Source organism: Tautonia sp. JC769, from assembly GCF_040717455.1.
Lineage (GTDB): Bacteria > Planctomycetota > Planctomycetia > Isosphaerales > Isosphaeraceae > Tautonia.
In genome coordinates, this window is the sequence record NZ_JBFEFH010000051.1 from 1 (window position 1) to 16,454 (window position 16,454).

Consider the following 16,454-nt stretch of genomic DNA (forward strand, 5'->3'; position numbering starts at 1 on the left):
GCCCTGGCCCTGGCCCTGGCGGTTCTGCCGCTGGTTGCCCTGGGCCTGGCCCTGCTGGCCCTGCTCGCCCTGCTCGCCCTGCTGCTGTTGCATCTGGGCGCCCTCGATGGAGACGTCACCCGTCTCATCGTGGTTGATGCGCACGTCTTCGAGCGTCAGGTTGTCGGTCAGGTTGCGGACGGTCAGCTGGTATTCGAAGGGCTGCCCGACGCGGACCTCTCCCGGGGCCTGGGCCCGGATCATCAGGAGGCTGCTCGACTGCTCGCCGGTCGGGAAATACAGGTCGACATTGCTTGATGCTTGGCCCTGCTGCGATCCCTCTTGCGCCTGGGAGTACGCGGTCGGGCCAAATGCGGCCGCCGCGAGCAGGGCGGCGAGACAAGTCGTTATGTGTCGTGTTCGGAATGTCATTCAGATGTTCTCCTCAGCGGGGAATCGAAAGAGGATGCAGGGTTGGCCTGATCCGTACGGATGCCCTGGGCCCGGCCGGAGCGTGCCGGCCCGGCCCAGGGCGTGGAATCCCCGGGGCCGCCCGGCTCGAGTCGGCCGGGCGGTCGGGGGGTGATCAAATGTGGCGGCAAACCCCCGGGACGGTTGATCGGTCGGTCGAACCGGACCGACCCGGCCGGTCGCCGCCGCCTCGGGTCAGGAGCCGGTCCCCGGAGCCTCTGGCTCGTCGGAAACCGGGATGTCGGTCGCTCCCGGGGCAGGCCCGGCCTCGGCGCCGGGGTCTGACGCCCCCGCGTCGCGATCGCGATCGAGGTCGGGGATGGTGGTCTGCCCCGGTTCGGCCGGGTTCACCCCCGGCCCGCCGCCCAGAGGAACGGGTTCCTCGGCGGCCTGGTCGCCACAACCGGCGAGGACTCCACTCATACTCAGGCACAGGGCCAGGCTGAGGGGATACAGGCCCCCGGCTCGAATGGGACGAGGCATGGTTCGACGTTCTCCTTCCCAAGGGTAATCCCGGACCGGCGGCACCACGTCGCGTTCGTCTTGAAGCACAACGGCACTCGCCGGATCACCGGGGCGATCGCTCATTCGTTGCTGCGAACGCGATGCCGACCGCCGCCCGATTCCCGATCTAAATCGAGTTTTCCCCCGATCGGCCCGCTCAGGGGCGGCCCATCCCGGCCTCCGCCCCCCCCGCTGGTCACCAGCCGACCAGTCTGGGCTGCAATGAGACACAGCCTGATGCCTGCCCCGGGAACACGACAGTTCATGTTGAATCAAGGCCGGGTGGATCGTCCCCGCGCGGGGTGGTCAGAATTTCAGGAAGACATCGGAATATGTCGCGGGGCGAACGCCCGGGGGCGGGGCCGCCCGCCGCACGCCCGCCCGGCCCCTGGCCGCCGCGCGGCGAAGCGGCTACGATCGTCGCGGCTCGATCCCCCCGCCGGATCTCCCCGGGATCTCGACGCGAGGGGCGCCGGGCCCGCCGGACGGGCCGCGGTCCAAGTCTTCGATTGGGGTGTCAATGGTCATGGTCATGCACGATCAGATCGTCTGCCTGAGCATCGCCGGGAGCGACCCGAGCGGGGGGGCGGGCATCCAGGCCGACTTGAAGACCTTCGCCGCGCTCGGCGTCTACGGGGCCGCGGCCATCACCGCCCTGACGGCCCAGAACACGACCGGCGTGCAGGGCGTCGACCTGATCGACCCGGCCTTCGTCGCCCAGCAGGCCGAGTCGGTCCTCGACGACCTGCCCGTCGCCGCCATCAAGACCGGGATGCTCGGCACCGAGGCCATCATCGACGCCGTGGCCGACGTCCTCGAGGCCGCCCGCGACCGCTCCCCTGGGCTTCGCGTCGTGGTCGACCCCGTCATGGTCGCCCGCGGCGGCGACCCGCTGCTCGACCCCCGGGCCGTCAGGCGGCTGCGCGACCGCCTCATCCCCCTGGCCGACCTCGTCACCCCGAACCGGCACGAGGCGAGCCTGCTCACCGGCTCCGGCCCGATCGAATCCGAAGACGACCTGCGACGCGTCGCCCAGTCCCTCTTCGAGCTGGTCGACCGCCGACCGGTCCTGGTCAAGGGAGGCCAGGCGATCCGCGGCGCGCTCGACCTGCTGATCGACGCCCAGGGATCGGAGTCCCCCCTCGCGATCGCCGGCGCCCCGATCCCGACCCGGTCGACGCACGGGTCGGGCTGCACCCTGGCCGCGGCCGTCTCGGCCCTGCTGGCCCGCGGGCACGGCCTGCGAGACGCCTGCTCGGCCGCCAAGAAGTTCGTCTTCGGCGCGATCGAGCACGCGCCGGGCCTCGGCCGGGGGCACGGGCCGCTCAACCACCTCTGGCTCGACCGGATCGACGAGCAGGCGGGCGACCGGGCGACGCGCGCCGGCCGGTGATCGGCCCCCCGCCCGGATCCGGCCCGCGATCGCCCGCGGGCCCCGATCCGGCGCGGGGAGTCAACTCCCACTGGTCGGGCAGGGGAGGCGGCGTTAAACTCGGCAGGATGCCGCAATGCGATCGCGGAGCCAAATCGGAATCCCAGTCCAGACAGAAGGAGTCAGACGTGCGCCGTTCTTTGACGGTCCTGTTGTCGATGGGCCTGCTGCTGCTCGGCCCGGTCGCGGTCCGGTCGGTGATGGCCCAGGATGAGGAACCGGCCTCGCCCCCGCCCGCGTCGGAGGCCGCCGCCACCCCCGAATCCCAGGAGGCTGCCGCCGAGTCGCCGGCCGATACCGATGCCGCCGCCGCCGCCGCCCCCGCGGCGTCGACCAGCCCCGACGGATTGCCGCCCGAGGTGGCCGAGAAGCGCGACGCGGCCCTGAAGGCGGTCGCCGAGCTGATCGTCGCCGCCGAGCAGGCCGGCCTGGTCCAGACCAACCTCGACCCGCCGCCGATCCTCGACGTCCTGGTCCTCGGCAAGGCCACCGACAAGGCCGACCTCGACGCCGCCCAGGGCGACTCCGAGGCCCAGGTCGGCCTGGTCAACCCCGAGGCCTTCGCCGCCTACTTCACCGGCTACGCCGAGCCCCCCGAAGGACTGACCGCCCAGGCGAACATCCGCATCCGCCAGCCGAGCGAAGGGCTGAAGGAATTCTTCGACCAGCGGGCCGAAGCCCTCCGCCCCTACCTCGACGCCGCCCGCAGCGCCTCCTCGGCCCCCGCCGAGGAGCCCACCCCCGCCGAGGAGCCCACCCCCGCCGAGGAACCGGCCCCCGTCGAGCCCGCCCCGGCCGAGCCGACCCCCGCCGAGGAGCCGAAGCCCGAGGAGCCGAAGCCCGAGGAACCGGCCCCGGCCGACGAACCGGCCCCGGCCGACGAACCCAAGCCCGAAGAACCGAAGCCCGAAGAGCCTGCCCCCGCCGAGGAGCCGAAGCCCGAGGAACCCGCCCCGGCCGACGAACCGAAGGCCGAGGAACCCGCTCCCGCCGAGGAGCCGAAGCCCGAGGAACCGGCCCCGGCCGACGAACCGAAGGCCGACGAGCCGGCCCCGGCCGACGAGCCGAACTGATCGCATCGCATCGCACCGCATTGCCCTCGAAACCCTCGCCGGGCTGGCCCGCCGCCGCGTGCGAGCGAGACCAGCCCGGCGAGGCTTCGCGATCGATCGTCGGGGCACCCCGGGCCCTCGGGGGGCATCGATCGTCGATCGTCGACCGTCGCGATTCGATCGTCCCGGGCCGGCCCGGGCGGATCCCCCCGACGGCCCCAGGCTCGAAGTCGAGCCTGGCCTCGCGGCCCCGGTCGCGTGGCCGCGGATTCGAGAGTTCGACCCGAGGCCGGGATGATGTATGGTGAACTCGGGGCCGAGATGGTGGGATGGACCGCCGACCGCCGACAATTCGATTGATTGCACGCATTCGGTCGCCTAGAATTGCGTGAAAAGGAGGGGGCCGGAACGATCGGGCCCTCGCTCTTTCTCTCTTCCTCCCTCTCTTTCGAGAGTCCTGTCCCATGCGAACGCTCGTGCGCCCGTCTCGACTGCGTCGCGGTTTCACCCTCATCGAGCTGCTGGTGGTCATCGCGATCATCGGCGTCCTGGTGGCCCTGATCATGCCGGCGGTGCAGTCGGCCCGAGAGGCGGCCAGCCGGACCCAGTGCAAGAACAACCTGAAGCAGATCGGCCTGGCCGCGCAGGGCTATCACGACGCCTTCGGCAGCTTCCCCTCGGGCTGGTTCTGCGACCAGGAGAACGACCCGAACTGCGTGCCGAGGGGGGCCAGCCCCTACATGTGGAACGGCCTGGTCGGCCTCTTCGCGTTCCTCGAGGCCGGCAACCTGTACGACGACATCAACTTCGACGTCTCCCCCTACGCCTTCGACAACCGCACGTCGATCCGCAACGCGGTGTCGGTCTTCGTCTGCCCGTCCCACCGCCAGGCCTTGCCGATCGACGTGACCCAGATCGACCCCGACGGCCAGACCGCCACCCTCCAGATCGGCCCGTCCGACTACCGCGGCAACATGGCCGCCGGCATGACCGACTGCAACGACGTCTCGAACCCCGACTGCTTCCACTACGAGAACGGCCTGACCTTCCGCAACTCCCGGATCAACATCTCCGGGATCAGCGACGGCACCTCGTCGACCATGCTCATCGGCGAGAGCCTCATCGGCACCTGGCCCGACGCCACCAACTGCTGCGTCCGGACCGCCGCCGACCGCCGCTTCAACAAGCCCAACAGCGTCTCCGGCCGCCGCATCCCCTACTGGGAGAGCCGCCATCCCGGCGTCGTCAACTTCTGCAAGGCCGACGGCAGCGTCAGCTCGCTCCGCGAGACGGTCCGGCCCGACGTCCTCATCGCCCTGATGACCCGCGCCGGCGGCGAGACCCTCTCGGCCGAGGATTACGAGTAACCCCGAAAGGGCCGACCGCCGGCCCCCAGGAGGAAGGGCTGGACGACAGCCCGCCCGACGGCGACGATAAGCCGATCGCCCCCCTGGATTCGGGGGCATCGCCTTCGCCACCCCGGGAGTCGCCGCCATGCGCCTGCTGAAAGCCCTCGCCCTCTCGATGACCCTGCTCGGCTCGTCCCCCCTGGCGGGAATGGCCCAGACACAGGCCCAGGCCCAGGGCCAGCCTCAGAATCCGGCGTATGTCCAGGTCGAGGACGAGCCGGGGTTGCCCCGGGTCCTGCTGCTGGGCGACTCCATCTCGATCGGCTACACCCTCGACGTCCGCGAGGCCCTGGACGGCGTGGCCAACGTCCACCGGCCGCCGGAGAACTGCGGCCCGACGACCCGGGGCCTCCAGCGGCTCGACGCCTGGCTCGGCGAGAAGCCGTGGGACGTGATCCACGTCAACTTCGGCCTGCACGACCTGAAGTTCGTCGACGACGACGGCGGGAACTCGACCCCGGACCGGGGCCATCACCAGGTGCCGATCGACGACTACCGGCGGAACCTCGACGCCATCTTCACCCGCCTGGAGCAGACGGGGGCGACGGTCATCTTCGCCACGACCACCCCCGTGCCCCCCGGCGAGCCGATGCGGCGGGTCGGCGACGACCGGGCCTACAACGAGGCCGCCCGCGAGGTCGCCGAGCGGCACGGCATCGCCGTCAACGACCTGCACGCCTTCATCGCGCCGAAGTTCGAGGGCGTCGCCATCCGGCCCGGCAACGTCCACTTCACCGACGAGGGCTCCGACCTGCTCGGCAACCGGGTGGCCGACGTGATCGAGGAGGCCCTGAAGGCCCGCCGCTGAGCCGGGGCGGCTCCGGCTCCGGCTCCGGCCGCAGATCGATCGGCCGAAGCCTGGCCGATCGTCGCTCATCCTCCAGGGGCGAGGCGATTGCGGATCGCCTCGCCGACGACTCCGCAGCGTTCGCGACCCTCGCGGGAGTGACCCTCATGACGACGCAACGAACCCTGACGATCGCCTCGACGATCGGGCTGGCCGCCCTGGTGGCGGGGCAAGCCGCCCCGCCGTCCCTGCTTCTCCGTCCCTTCGAACGCCGAGCCGAGGCCCGAACCGTGACCCCTCAGGACCTGCCGACCGCCTCGACCCTGCCGAACGACGACGGCGAGGCCCGCATCCTCGACGCCATCGCCCAGGCCCGCGAAGGCCAGCGCTACGCCAACGTCTCGGACGACGACGGCCGATTGCTCCGGCAGCTCGCCGAGGCCATCGACGCCCAGCACGTCGTCGAGCTGGGCACCTCGACCGGCGAGTCGGGCCTCTGGTTCGCGCTCGCCCTCCGCAAGACAGGCGGCCGCCTGCACACCTTCGACATCGACCCCGACCGCCTGGCCGTCGCCCGCGAGAACTTCCGCAAGGCCGGGGTCGAGGGCCTGATCACCATCCACGAGGGAGACGCCCACGTCGAGGCCCCGAAGCTGACCGAGCCGATCGACCTGCTGTTCATCGACGCCGAGAAGGAAGGCTACGACGCCTACCTCCGCGAGTTACTCCCTCGGGTCCGCCCCGGCGGCCTGATCCTCGCCCACAACATGCGCCGGCCGACCCCCAACCCCCGCTACCTGGAGGCGATCACCTCCGACCCGACCCTCGACACCTCGTTCCTCCTGATGGATGGGGCGGGGATGGGCCTGACCCTCAAGAAGCGATAAACCCCGGCGGCAACTCGGTGCATCGCGGGCCGGGTTCGCGATGCACCGAGTTCGACGCAATCCATCGATTCAAAGGATGCTTTGTTGAGAATTTCTTGAAGCTGGAAGGAATTATTTTGTAGAAAAGTTGTTTCGTTTGTGCGTTCCAAGGGGGGCGTCATCGGGATGGCGAGAGTGGGCCGATGAGCCCCTCGATCTCGTCGGCCGTCAATGCCCTGGCGGTGCTGCTGAGCATCCGGCGGAGGTGGCGGGTGCCCTCCAGGGAACCCGGGAAGCCGATATTCCCGAGCGGCCCTTCGCTCGTCGCCAGGATCGAGCCGTCCGCCTCGGTGATCGCGAACCAGGGGATGCCCTGTCCCTGGGACTCGGGGAACCCCGCGATCACCTCGGCGGCGTTCGCGTCGAGGCCGCTCATCACCTTGACGATGACGTAGTCCTTCTCCAGGGCGTCGCGGTGGTCGTCCATCCATCGGGCCATCCGGAAGCAAGGCCCGCAGCGCGGCCCGCCGAGGACCACCCAGACGCGGCGGCCGGTCTCCTCGGCCGACCGCCGGGCCTCGGCCAGGTCGGCCAGGGCGTCGTGAGGGGTCGGCCCGTGCCGGGCGAGGAACTCCTCGCCGACGGCCACCGCGTCGTCGGCCCGGGCCGCGTCGATGCGGCTCGCCGCGATCGGCTCCCGGTTCCCGTCGAGCGCGACGAGCACGATCTCCCCCGGATCGGGCCGAGGCCAGCCGAGGTCGGCGATCTGCTCGGCCTCGGCCTCGACCCGATCGGCCTCCAGGCGCACGGCGAGGAAGCCCAGCACGGGCCGGACCTCGTCGGCATCCAGCAATCGGCCCGTCGCCGTGACCACGCCCTGCGAATCGTCCCCCATCAGGACGACCAGGGCGTGCATGTTGCTCACACGGACGTTTTCGCAGATGTTGTCAACCTGATCGAGCAGTGGCGTCGGTGCGCCGGCCGCCGAGGCGGAGGAATTTCTCCGACGGGCCGCGATCCGGTCGCCTTCCCGGACCTCTCCCGGCTCGAACAGGCGCTCGACGCCGAGGAGGAAATACCCGGGATCCTCCCCTTCGTCTTCGAGATCCAGCCGCAGCGGGATGCCGGCCGGGGCCCCTTCGAACCGGAAGCGCCCCCGCTCGTCGGTCCTCCGGGCGACGACCGTCTTCCGGACCGCCGACTGCACGGAAAGCCGCACCGTCCGATCGGGCAGCGGTTGCCCCTGGTCATCCACGAGGAGTCCGCTGTAGGAAGCCATCGGCTCCATCGTCAGCTCGACCTCGGAGTCTCCCGGGCCGAGCCGGGCGAACCCGCTCCGCCGCCGGTCGGGGTCGAAGATGAACACCGAGAGATCCTCGGCGTCGAACCCAACCGCGAAGGTGCCGTCGGGCCGGGCCTCGACCTCGAATTCGAGCGGGAGGTACGGAGGCCGCGGCGACCAGGCCTCGGCGATGAGGTTTTCGGAAGGCTCGTAGCGGGCCCCGTCGAGGGTCAGGCTCACGGCGACCTGCCGATCGCCGAGCCAGGGGCGGAAAAAGTCGACCTCGATCGGCTCTCCCGAGGCGACCTCGATCGTCCGCTCCTCGGTCCAGTCTCCCGATCGCAGACGCAGTTCGAGTTCCCCACGGCCGACCCCCGTCCGGGCCAGTCCGTCGGCATCGGTCGTCAGCCAATCCTGGACGCCGGCGCGGCCCGAGCGTTTCTCGCCGCCGGCGTCGACCCAGTCCACGATCCCCCGGCTTGAGACGTTCACCCAGGTGCCGACGACGGGGGCACGCTCCGGACCCCGGGTCACTCGCACGGCCAGGGGGGTCGCCGGGTAGGCGTTGAGGGTCACGTCGGCGGGCTCCCAGGTCTCCTTGCCGAGGATCAGGCCCGACCAGTGGTCGCTGGCCCACTCGACGTCCGCGACTCCCAGCACATAAGCATGATCCGAAGGGATGTGGAGCGTGAATCGGCCGTCGTCCCGCACGCGGGCGGCCGGGTTGTCGCCGCGGTCACCGGGTCCGAATCCGAACCCCGTGACCAGGAGCCCCCTGGCGCCGACGCCCTCGGGCATGACGAGCCGACCCTCGACGGCGACCTTGCGACGGGCGTGGACCGTGGTGATCCCCTCGGCCAGCCGCTCCAGGTCGACCCGATCGATCTTCCAATCCTGTGTCAGGATGTTGAGATCCACGTATCTCAAATTCTCTTGGGGCATCCAGGGCACGATCGCCTCGCCCTCGGCGTCGGTCCGGACGCGTGCCTCCTCGATCTGGTCGGTAACGATCCAGCCCGAGTGCTCCGTCCGGGCGTTGACCTCAAGCTCCAGGCCCTCGACCGGCTCCCCTTCCGGGTCGAGCACGAGGACCCGATGAGGCCCCGGCGGCAGGAGCGAAATCCGGGTCTCGTCCGGGAGGGGATGCTCCTCCAGGTCTCGCAACCCGTTGACGCCCGACTCCGGATGCCAGGCGACGACCCCTCCGAGCGGCTCTCCCGCCGGGAGCCGCAAGCCGGCCGTGCCGTCCTCGCCGGTGAGCCCCCGGATCCTGAAGCCGTTTCCCGAAGCGACGACGTGTGCCCCGGCCACCGCCTCGCCGTTCGACGTGACGACGACGACCTCGTGGGCGATCGCGGGCGAGAGCCTGAGTTCGATCGGCGTCGCGAACGCGGTCCGGGCCGCGGCGGCCGGGACCGTGACGATCTCCTGATGGGTTCCGTCCGACGAGGAGGCATGGAGGTTGACGACGTTCCCGAAGATCCCTCGGAGCCGGAACCGGCCCCGATCGTCCGTCCGGGATGCGATCGGCCGTCCTTCCGGCCTGCTGATCGCCTCCACCGTCGCCCCCGCCGCGGGGTCACCGTCGGGCGACAGGACTGTGCCTGAGATCGTCAACAATCCCGTGGCGTCGGCGTCGGCGTCGGATTGCTCGCCGATCGGCCCGGGAGGTGCCGGGGCATCGGCAGATGCGATTGGGAAAGCCTGCGAGCCGAGCAGGATCAATCCTGCCAGCGACAAGGCGAGGCGGAAATGGGACACGGGAGTTGCCTCCTTCCTCGCGGCGGGGAATTCTGGGCAAGGCCAAGTTGCAAGGCCGGTTGAGGCGATCCTCGAGAGCCACCCTTGAGGATTGGACCCGATCGTCGCCATCAGATCACCAGGAAAATTTGACGAGATTGATCACTAAATATCGAAATTCTTGAAAGTTCCTGCGTCCGGTGCGGGGCTCTCGCGGTCGGCCCACCGCCAGGCTCCCGGGATGGAAATGCATTGTCTTGCCCGCAAAGTTGCCCGGAAAGGGCGCAGTTTGCCCAATCGGTGCAACGCGGCGTCGGGTCGGGTTGAAGGCTCGGCGGGCTGGGGGCGAGGGTCGGATTCTTCCGAAGACAACAATGGGAAGGGCCTGGCTCGTCTATCCGGAGTGTAGGATTGGCCCGGCGGGGCGATGTGCCTGGGATCGGTCCAGGGGGGAGCGGCGAAGGATGCTGAGGTCCGACCGGAGCGAAATCGGGCGGACGGCCAGGATGGCGGTCGGGGCCGTCGTGCTCTTGCTGATGGTCGGCGCGGGGGCGGGGTGCGGGTCGATCCGCGTGACCGACACGCCGAGGTCGGCGACCGAGCAGCTCTTGCTGACCGAGGCCTGGGACCAGGCGATCGGGGCGGTCGACTTCTCGCAGTTCGCGGCCACGCCGGTGAAGCTCGACGACGCCCTGCTCAACGGGCCGGACAAGCACTGGATGGTCTACCGGCTCCGCGAGTCGATGGCCCGGCAGGGGGTGATCCTGGTCGACGACCCGGAGGAGGCCGAGGTGGTCGTCGAGGCGTCGGCGGGGGTCTACGGCACGAACTCGAACTCGATGATCCTCGGCATCCCCGCCAATACCATGATGGGGGCCCTGCCGTTCGTGCCGCCGATGGCGATGGGGGAGGCCGCCCTGGCCACCCGGACCGACCAGTACGGCGTGACCCGCCTGGCCCTGTTCGCCCGGGACACCGCCACCGGCCACTTCATCTGGGAGTCGGGCACGATCGACGCCGACTCCTACCTCCGCAACGCCACCGTCGGGGGGATCGCCTTCCGCAACGGCTCGATCGAGCTGCCCTCCGACCGCCATCGCCGTCGGACGTGGCACCGCCTGACCGGCCGGGGCGAGCCGCCTCCCCGGCCGGGCGGCCACGCCCACCGATGATCGCCCCGACGCCGGGGGTTCATCAGCCGACGATGGCAGAAGTGATGGCGCGTCAATCGTCATGATGTGCTTGTTCTTGATTTTCGTTGATCGGTGAGGCGCGGTCGACGAGGCCGAGCGCGGCCTCCATCAGGATCTCGCCGGTCATCTCGCCGAGGCAGACGCGGGAGACGTAGTCGTAGCGCGGGAAGCTCTGGAAGTCGACCCGGGCGAGGATGTAGCCGAAGGCGTCGTTGGTCAGGCCGAAGAGCAGGTTGTGCTCGCCCCGCATCTTCCGCTTCAGATAGAAGCCGACGTTGGGCATGGCCTCGCCGGGGATGGTGAGGATCTGGGCGTTGCCGAGGTTCACCAGGTTGATCCGGCTGGTCACCGAGCGGTCGGCCTCGTTGCGGGGGTAGTCCAGGGGGGAGTACAGGACGACGTTCCAGAGGTCTTCGGACTCGACGGGGAAGGTGACGTCCTCGGCATGGCATTCGAGGGCCGGGTCGGCCTGCTCGGGGGCGTCGCCGAGGATGCGGAGGGCCTCGTCGGCCATCAGGTGACCGATCCGGAGGCACTCGTCCCAGGTCTGGATGCCGGGCCATCGGGCGGCGAGGGGGTCGCCCTTGGCGTCCATGTCGCGGTTGTCGGCCGTGACCATCCCCCCCTGGGCGCCGTTCATGAACAGGGCGAGGCCGCCGACGGTTTCCTCGACCCGCTCGCAGAAGGGGCCGATCAGGTCGGGGCTGAGGATGCCCAGGCCGTTGCCGAGCACCTCGGGGTGGACGGCGTAATTGACCAGGGTGGCGATGGCGGCGCCCTCGGGATCGACGGCCTGGAGGATGCTCATGCGACGGTCGTAGAGGGCGGGGGCGTAGTAATTGAAGGCGATCCGCTCGGCGGCCTCGCCGGTGGCGACGCGGAGCCGGGCGGGCCGGAGCTGGTCGATGGCGGCGTTGACGGCCTCGGCGGCCCGGTTGCAGACGGTGTCGAGGTAGTCGAGGTCGGCGGTGTGCCCCCCCTGGCCGTCGGGGAAGGCGTAGCAATCGGGGGCGCTGTGGGTGTGGGTGACGCCGATCAGGATGTTCTCGGCCGGGATGCGATCGACCTTCGCCCGGACCCGGTCGCAGAGGACCGAGGGGAAGCCGAGCAGGTCGAGCGAGACGATGGCGACCGACTCCCCCCCCTTGCGGAAGACGAGGGCCCGGGCGGTGAGCTCGCCGCGCGTCTCGGTGGCCGGCTCGGGCCGGCCCATGCCCCCGGAGACGGGGAGCAACGGATTGGGGGTGATGACCCGCATGGCGGCCCCGGCCTGGAACTCGTGATCGTCGGCCCGGGCATCGGGTCCGGCGGCCAGGAGCATTGCCAGGGCGAGGCAGGCCAGGGCGATCGATCGGACGGGCAGGAAGGGGGTGAACCTCGGGGGGAGCGTCGGCGTCGTCATGGTCGGGAGATCTCCGGGAACGCGAGCGAGGTGACGGGCGGTGCGGGCCGCCGGGAAGACCCCGAGGACCGGGGATGCGGCCGGGGCGCGATGGTAACGCCTGGCGATCATGCGGCCAATGACCCACCCTGCCGGGGCCGTCCGGGGGCGGGGGGCGGTCCCGATCCGGGGCGGGGGGGGCTTGTCGATCCGAGGCTGGGCCTTTCAGAATGAGGGGCATGAACACGAACACGACGGCCACGGCACGCGGCGAGGATTCTGCGGGCGCGGACGGGCGGCCGATGGCGTATGTGGCGGGGCCGGATGGGGGGCCGCGGGGCCTGGTCCTGGTGGCCGACGGCATCGGCGGCCTGGACCTGTGCGCCGGGAGTTTGGGGAGGCTGGTGCCGCAATGCCGACTGCCGCTGGAGGTCCGCACGGTGCGGTGGGGGCACGGGGTCGGGCGGTGGCTGGCGGACCTGACCCGATCGGACAACGTGGCCCGTCACGCCGGGCAGATGGCCGAGCAGGTCCGGGAGTTCCTCGGCCGGCATCCGGAAGGCCCGGTCTTCCTGGTCGGGAAGTCGGGGGGGGCCGGGGTGGTGCTCCGGGCGCTGGAGGGCTTGCCCGAGGGGAGCGTCGAGCGGGTGGTCCTGCTGGCCCCGGCCGTCTCGCCGGGGTACGACCTGTCGAAGGCCTTGCGGGGCGTGCGGCGGGAGCTGGTGGTGTTCATCTCCCCGTTGGATTTCGCCCTGCTCGGGGCCGGGACCTGGGCGTTCGGGACGATCGACCGGGTCCGGGGGGTGGGGGCGGGGTTGGTCGGGTTCCGGGGGCCGGATCCGGGGTCGATGGGCGGGGCCGATGCGGCCGCGTTCGCCGCCAAGGTCCGCCACGTGCGATGGCGGCCGTCGATGGCGAGGGTCGGGTATCTGGGGGGGCACCTGGCGGTCGACATGCCCCCCTTTTTGAGGCGCTACGTGGTCCCGCTGCTCAAGGCCGGCCCGGTGGATCTGGGGGCGATCGTCGCGGGCCGGCCGGGGTCGGGGTCGGATTCCCGGGGGTGACGGGCGGCCCGGCCCGGCTCACCAGCCGCCGAAGCGCCAGCTTCCGGGGGCGATCGAGTTCATGATCGAGCCGCCGGTCGGGACGAGGGCGTTGATCGTCTGCGGGGGCATCCACATGGGGCCGGTGTAGAGCGGGCCGGCGGGGATGCCGGAGACGGTGTAGGGGTAGCCGCCGTAGTACCCCGGCCAGCCGTAGCCGTAGGCGGGGAAGCCGACCGGCCCGGCCAGCCCGAGGCCCGGCACGACGCCGACGTTGCCGAAGTTGCTGACGGCCCCCAGGCCGCCGACATTGCCGACGCCGCCGAAGCCGCCGAAACCCCCGCCGACGCCGCCGCCGGCCACGCCACCGGCGGTGAAGGTGAAGGGCTGGACCCCCCGGAGGGCCTGGAACGAGGCGTTGATGCCGCCGAGGCGGACGTAGCGGCGGTCGGCCGAGACGGCCGGCGTGGCGTTGAGGAAGACCCCGTCGGCGAACGGCGTGATGACCGGCTGGAAGCCGATCGCCCCTTGCCCCTTCGCCTCGGGGGCGGGGGCGGCCAGGAGCAGGGCCGCGAGCAATCCGGTGGCGCCGAGGGTCGTGATGGTGCGTCTCATGGGTGGTCGGCCTCCTTGGGCCTGGGGACGATGATGCTCGGTGCTGGTCCTCAATCATATGCCCCGATGACGCGGATTGGATACCGGTGCATTCGCAGTTGGGGCCGAGAAATCGACGCAAATCGTGTTCGGTGGCCCGATCGGCCGGGAGATACCATAAGCTGGTGAACTGCCGTGGCCTGGGACGAGATGCCGGGTTGGGAAAGAGCAGGGGGAGGCGGGTAATCGGTCAGGCTTGGGGGTGTAGGTGATCGGGGTGAGCCGGGTCATCCACGTTCGGTCCGTAGGGGATGCGTTGCGGGTGGCTCCGGTGGCTCGCCAACCGGGTTCGCGGAGCGATGAGAGGTTTCGATGGGGCCTCCCGTGCCCTCTTGCGGCTGCGCCGCCCCGGTGGTTGGCGAGCCACCGGGGCCGTCCGGGGACGGGGCGGTGAAGGCGGATCGTCCCCGCCGTGAGGGCGGACGGTCTCCGGGGAGGTGCGTCTTCGAAGACTCGACAGCACCCTACGAGGATGGAAAGGATGGGCAAAGGGGGGGGATCAGGGGCGTTGGGGGCCGTGATCGCCGCGGATCGGGCTGGGATCGGGTGGAGATCCCGCGGATCGGGGGCGGCTAGAGATGGTCGGGGACGCCGACGGGGTCGGCTCGGTGCGCCTGGGGTCGGGGAAAGAAGCATCAGGGGTGGTGTAGTGCAAGTTGTTTGATTTCAATGGGTTGTGTCGATCGTTTTGGGGCTCGGGGGCGGTGGGAGGCGGTTCGTTTCGGGAGTTCGGCGGCGGGGAGGGATCGGGGCGTGCCGGGTCGGCGGCGGGGGTGGGGGGGGCGGCGGGCGCGGGGGCGAGGTTGGGGAAGCCGGGGCGGGTGGAGGGGGTGTCGGCGAGGCGCTTGCGGGAGAGGTGGGGGTGGGCCTGGTGCCACTGGCGGTCCTGGTCCTTGCTCCGCTCGACGCGGAGGCGCATGAGCTGGTTGATGCCGCGGAGCATCTCGGAGAAGGCCTCGCGGCGGTAGCGCTGGCGGAGCTGGCCGTCCTTGCTGGTGTCGATCAGGGCGAGCCGGGCGACGGCGGCGGCCTGGTCGGCGTCGTGCTCGAGCCAGCGCCGGTCGCGCAGCGCGTCGAGCCGGTCGAGTTCGCGGGCGATCCGGGCGCGGAGGTCGGCCCGGGCGGGGACGGGGTGGGTCGGTTGGCCGGGCAACGGGTCGCCGGGGGCGCCGGAGCAGACGCGGACGAGGTGCCAGTGGGCGCGGAGGTCGGCGTCGGCGTCGGGGCCGGGCTTCTGGGGGTGGTAGCCGAGCAGGAGCAGGGCGCGGTTCATGTCGTCGCGGTCCCAGGTGATGCCTTGTTCCAGTTTGGCGTCGAGCTGGACCCAGTGGCGGCTGAGCCACTCGCAGCCGAAGGAGGTGCCTTCGAGGTCGAGGGCGGTGTTCATGGGGTCTCGGGGGAGGTTCTGGGCGAGGCGTCGGGCGGCGTGGCGTTGTTTCTTCTCCCAGCGGTCGACGGCGTCGCGCGAGGCCTGGGAGAGGGTGGCCTCCTCGACGGTGCGGCAGCGTTCGAGCCGGGCGTAGGCGAGGGCGGAGCCGCGGATGAGGGCCTCCTCGGCCTCGGTCTCGGCGCCGAGCTGCTCCGTCCAGCGGTCGGCGAACTCTTGCATGAGGGCGGCCTCGGCGGCGCCGTCGGGGAGCCGGGCGGTCAGGCCGTGTCGCCGGGCGTTGTCTCGGCTGCGGCGCTTGCCGCGTTCGGATCGCGGACCCGGGGGGCGGGGGGCGTCGGGGTTCGTGTTCGGCTCCTGGGGTCGGGGCGATTCATCGGGGGATGGGGAGGTCTGGTGATGGCTCATGGGAGTGGTCCTGGAAGCATGGCCGGCGCGATCGGTTCGGCTGTTCGCCGGGGACGGATCGCGGTCGGTGTGGGGATGGTGGCGGTCGGCCCCCCGGGTGCCTTGGGTGATCGGGCGCGGCGGCGTCGCCGGGCCGGATCGAGGGCCTCGTCTCTCATTACCATCGTGGAAATCGGTCACGCCAGTCACAAAAAGCGGGGAGGGGGGGCATTTTGCGCGGTCGGATGGGGCTTGGAGAGCCGCCTTCGGGGGGCCTCCTGGGCGGGCCGCGGGTCAGGGCGTCCCGAGGAGGCCGGGCGGGGATGGGAGGCGCGAGGCGGGTTCAAACGGCCTCTTGCGGCTTCGCCGCCCGGACGACGGGGCGTCGTCCGAACCACCCGCCGTTGATCCCTCACGCGCGGTCTTCTGTTCGTGTTTGTCCGTCGAAGACCGGGAAATTCCTTGCAATCTCCCGCGATTGCCGCCACATTTATGATGTGACGCCCGGGATTAGACGAGCGTTCAGTCGTGTTGTTTCACGAATTATCGGACGCCGCTGTGTCGCAAATGCGACGAATCGTGCGCCGAAACCAGGATAGGAGGCGACCGCCTCGGCTTGAACATAAGCTGAGGTGAACACCCATGCCGCCGCAGGGAAGCGACACCCCCTGCCCGAGTGTGTCACGGAGCCGGTGGTCGTCCCCGCCACCGTGCCGACGCGAGGGGTTGAGCGATGTCCCGACGGTCGCCGCCTAACCGGGAGTTGAGCGCACGACGAGCGTGCTCGTACGGGCACGGCGTTCGCCGCCCAAGCTCCCGTTGGAGCGAGCCGGCCGCCGAGGCGAGCGGGGGGGACCGGGTCGACCGGGCCGTTCGCTCCACTCCCG

At 70.8% G+C, this 16,454-nt stretch carries 12 protein-coding genes and 1 pseudogene; 7 read left to right on the forward strand and 6 right to left on the reverse strand.

Annotation, left to right across the window (positions count from 1 at the left end):
* Together AB1L88_RS26535 and AB1L88_RS26540 are read right to left on the reverse strand one after the other, a co-directional pair.
* Positions 1 to 411: pseudogene (locus tag AB1L88_RS26535) on the reverse strand (hypothetical protein); the annotation flags it as partial.
* Between the two features lie 234 nt (positions 412 to 645).
* Complete coding sequence (locus AB1L88_RS26540; protein ID WP_367099741.1) at positions 646 to 933, reverse strand: hypothetical protein; 288 nt, start codon at positions 931 to 933, stop codon at positions 646 to 648.
* 547 nt (positions 934 to 1,480) lie between these two features.
* Here AB1L88_RS26540 and thiD point away from each other — a divergent pair.
* From thiD to AB1L88_RS26565, 5 genes are all read left to right on the forward strand, one after another.
* On the forward strand, positions 1,481 to 2,347 hold the full coding sequence (gene thiD, locus AB1L88_RS26545; protein ID WP_367099742.1) for a bifunctional hydroxymethylpyrimidine kinase/phosphomethylpyrimidine kinase: 867 nt from the start codon (positions 1,481 to 1,483) through the stop codon (positions 2,345 to 2,347).
* A 167-nt stretch (positions 2,348 to 2,514) separates the two neighbouring features.
* Entirely contained in the window at positions 2,515 to 3,459 is a 945-nt protein-coding gene (locus tag AB1L88_RS26550; RefSeq protein ID WP_367099743.1) for a hypothetical protein, read from the forward strand.
* A 443-nt stretch (positions 3,460 to 3,902) separates the two neighbouring features.
* Entirely contained in the window at positions 3,903 to 4,805 is a 903-nt protein-coding gene (locus AB1L88_RS26555; RefSeq protein WP_367099744.1) for a DUF1559 domain-containing protein, read from the forward strand.
* A 127-nt stretch (positions 4,806 to 4,932) separates the two neighbouring features.
* Positions 4,933 to 5,655 carry an SGNH/GDSL hydrolase family protein gene (locus AB1L88_RS26560; RefSeq protein ID WP_367099745.1) on the forward strand — a complete coding sequence of 241 codons (723 nt, stop codon included), beginning with the start codon at positions 4,933 to 4,935 and terminating at the stop codon, positions 5,653 to 5,655.
* Positions 5,656 to 5,801: 146 nt separating this feature from the next.
* Positions 5,802 to 6,521: a class I SAM-dependent methyltransferase gene (locus AB1L88_RS26565; RefSeq protein ID WP_367099746.1), complete on the forward strand. Its 720-nt coding sequence runs from the start codon at positions 5,802 to 5,804 to the stop codon at positions 6,519 to 6,521.
* Between the two features lie 157 nt (positions 6,522 to 6,678).
* On the opposite strand, the gene AB1L88_RS26570 is transcribed toward AB1L88_RS26565, so the two are convergent.
* Positions 6,679 to 9,543, reverse strand: coding sequence for a carboxypeptidase regulatory-like domain-containing protein (locus AB1L88_RS26570; RefSeq protein ID WP_367099747.1), 2,865 nt, complete (start codon positions 9,541 to 9,543; stop codon positions 6,679 to 6,681).
* A gap of 443 nt (positions 9,544 to 9,986) precedes the next feature.
* Between AB1L88_RS26570 and AB1L88_RS26575 the strand changes: the two genes are divergently transcribed.
* Positions 9,987 to 10,694: a DUF6655 family protein gene (locus tag AB1L88_RS26575; RefSeq protein ID WP_367099748.1), complete on the forward strand. Its 708-nt coding sequence runs from the start codon at positions 9,987 to 9,989 to the stop codon at positions 10,692 to 10,694.
* A 52-nt stretch (positions 10,695 to 10,746) separates the two neighbouring features.
* Here AB1L88_RS26575 and AB1L88_RS26580 read toward each other — a convergent pair whose 3' ends face one another.
* Positions 10,747 to 12,117 (reverse strand): hypothetical protein, encoded by a 1,371-nt coding sequence (locus AB1L88_RS26580; protein WP_367099749.1) that lies wholly within the window; start codon positions 12,115 to 12,117, stop codon positions 10,747 to 10,749.
* Positions 12,118 to 12,335: 218 nt separating this feature from the next.
* Between AB1L88_RS26580 and AB1L88_RS26585 the strand changes: the two genes are divergently transcribed.
* The gene (locus AB1L88_RS26585) at positions 12,336 to 13,160 is read left to right on the forward strand and encodes an alpha/beta hydrolase (protein ID WP_367099750.1); all 825 of its coding nucleotides are present in this window, start codon (positions 12,336 to 12,338) and stop codon (positions 13,158 to 13,160) included.
* Positions 13,161 to 13,178: 18 nt separating this feature from the next.
* On the opposite strand, the gene AB1L88_RS26590 is transcribed toward AB1L88_RS26585, so the two are convergent.
* Together AB1L88_RS26590 and AB1L88_RS26595 are read right to left on the reverse strand one after the other, a co-directional pair.
* Positions 13,179 to 13,754 (reverse strand): hypothetical protein, encoded by a 576-nt coding sequence (locus tag AB1L88_RS26590; protein ID WP_367099751.1) that lies wholly within the window; start codon positions 13,752 to 13,754, stop codon positions 13,179 to 13,181.
* A gap of 538 nt (positions 13,755 to 14,292) precedes the next feature.
* Entirely contained in the window at positions 14,293 to 15,588 is a 1,296-nt protein-coding gene (locus AB1L88_RS26595) for a hypothetical protein (RefSeq protein WP_367099752.1), read from the reverse strand.
* Positions 15,589 to 16,454: the final 866 nt, after the last annotated feature.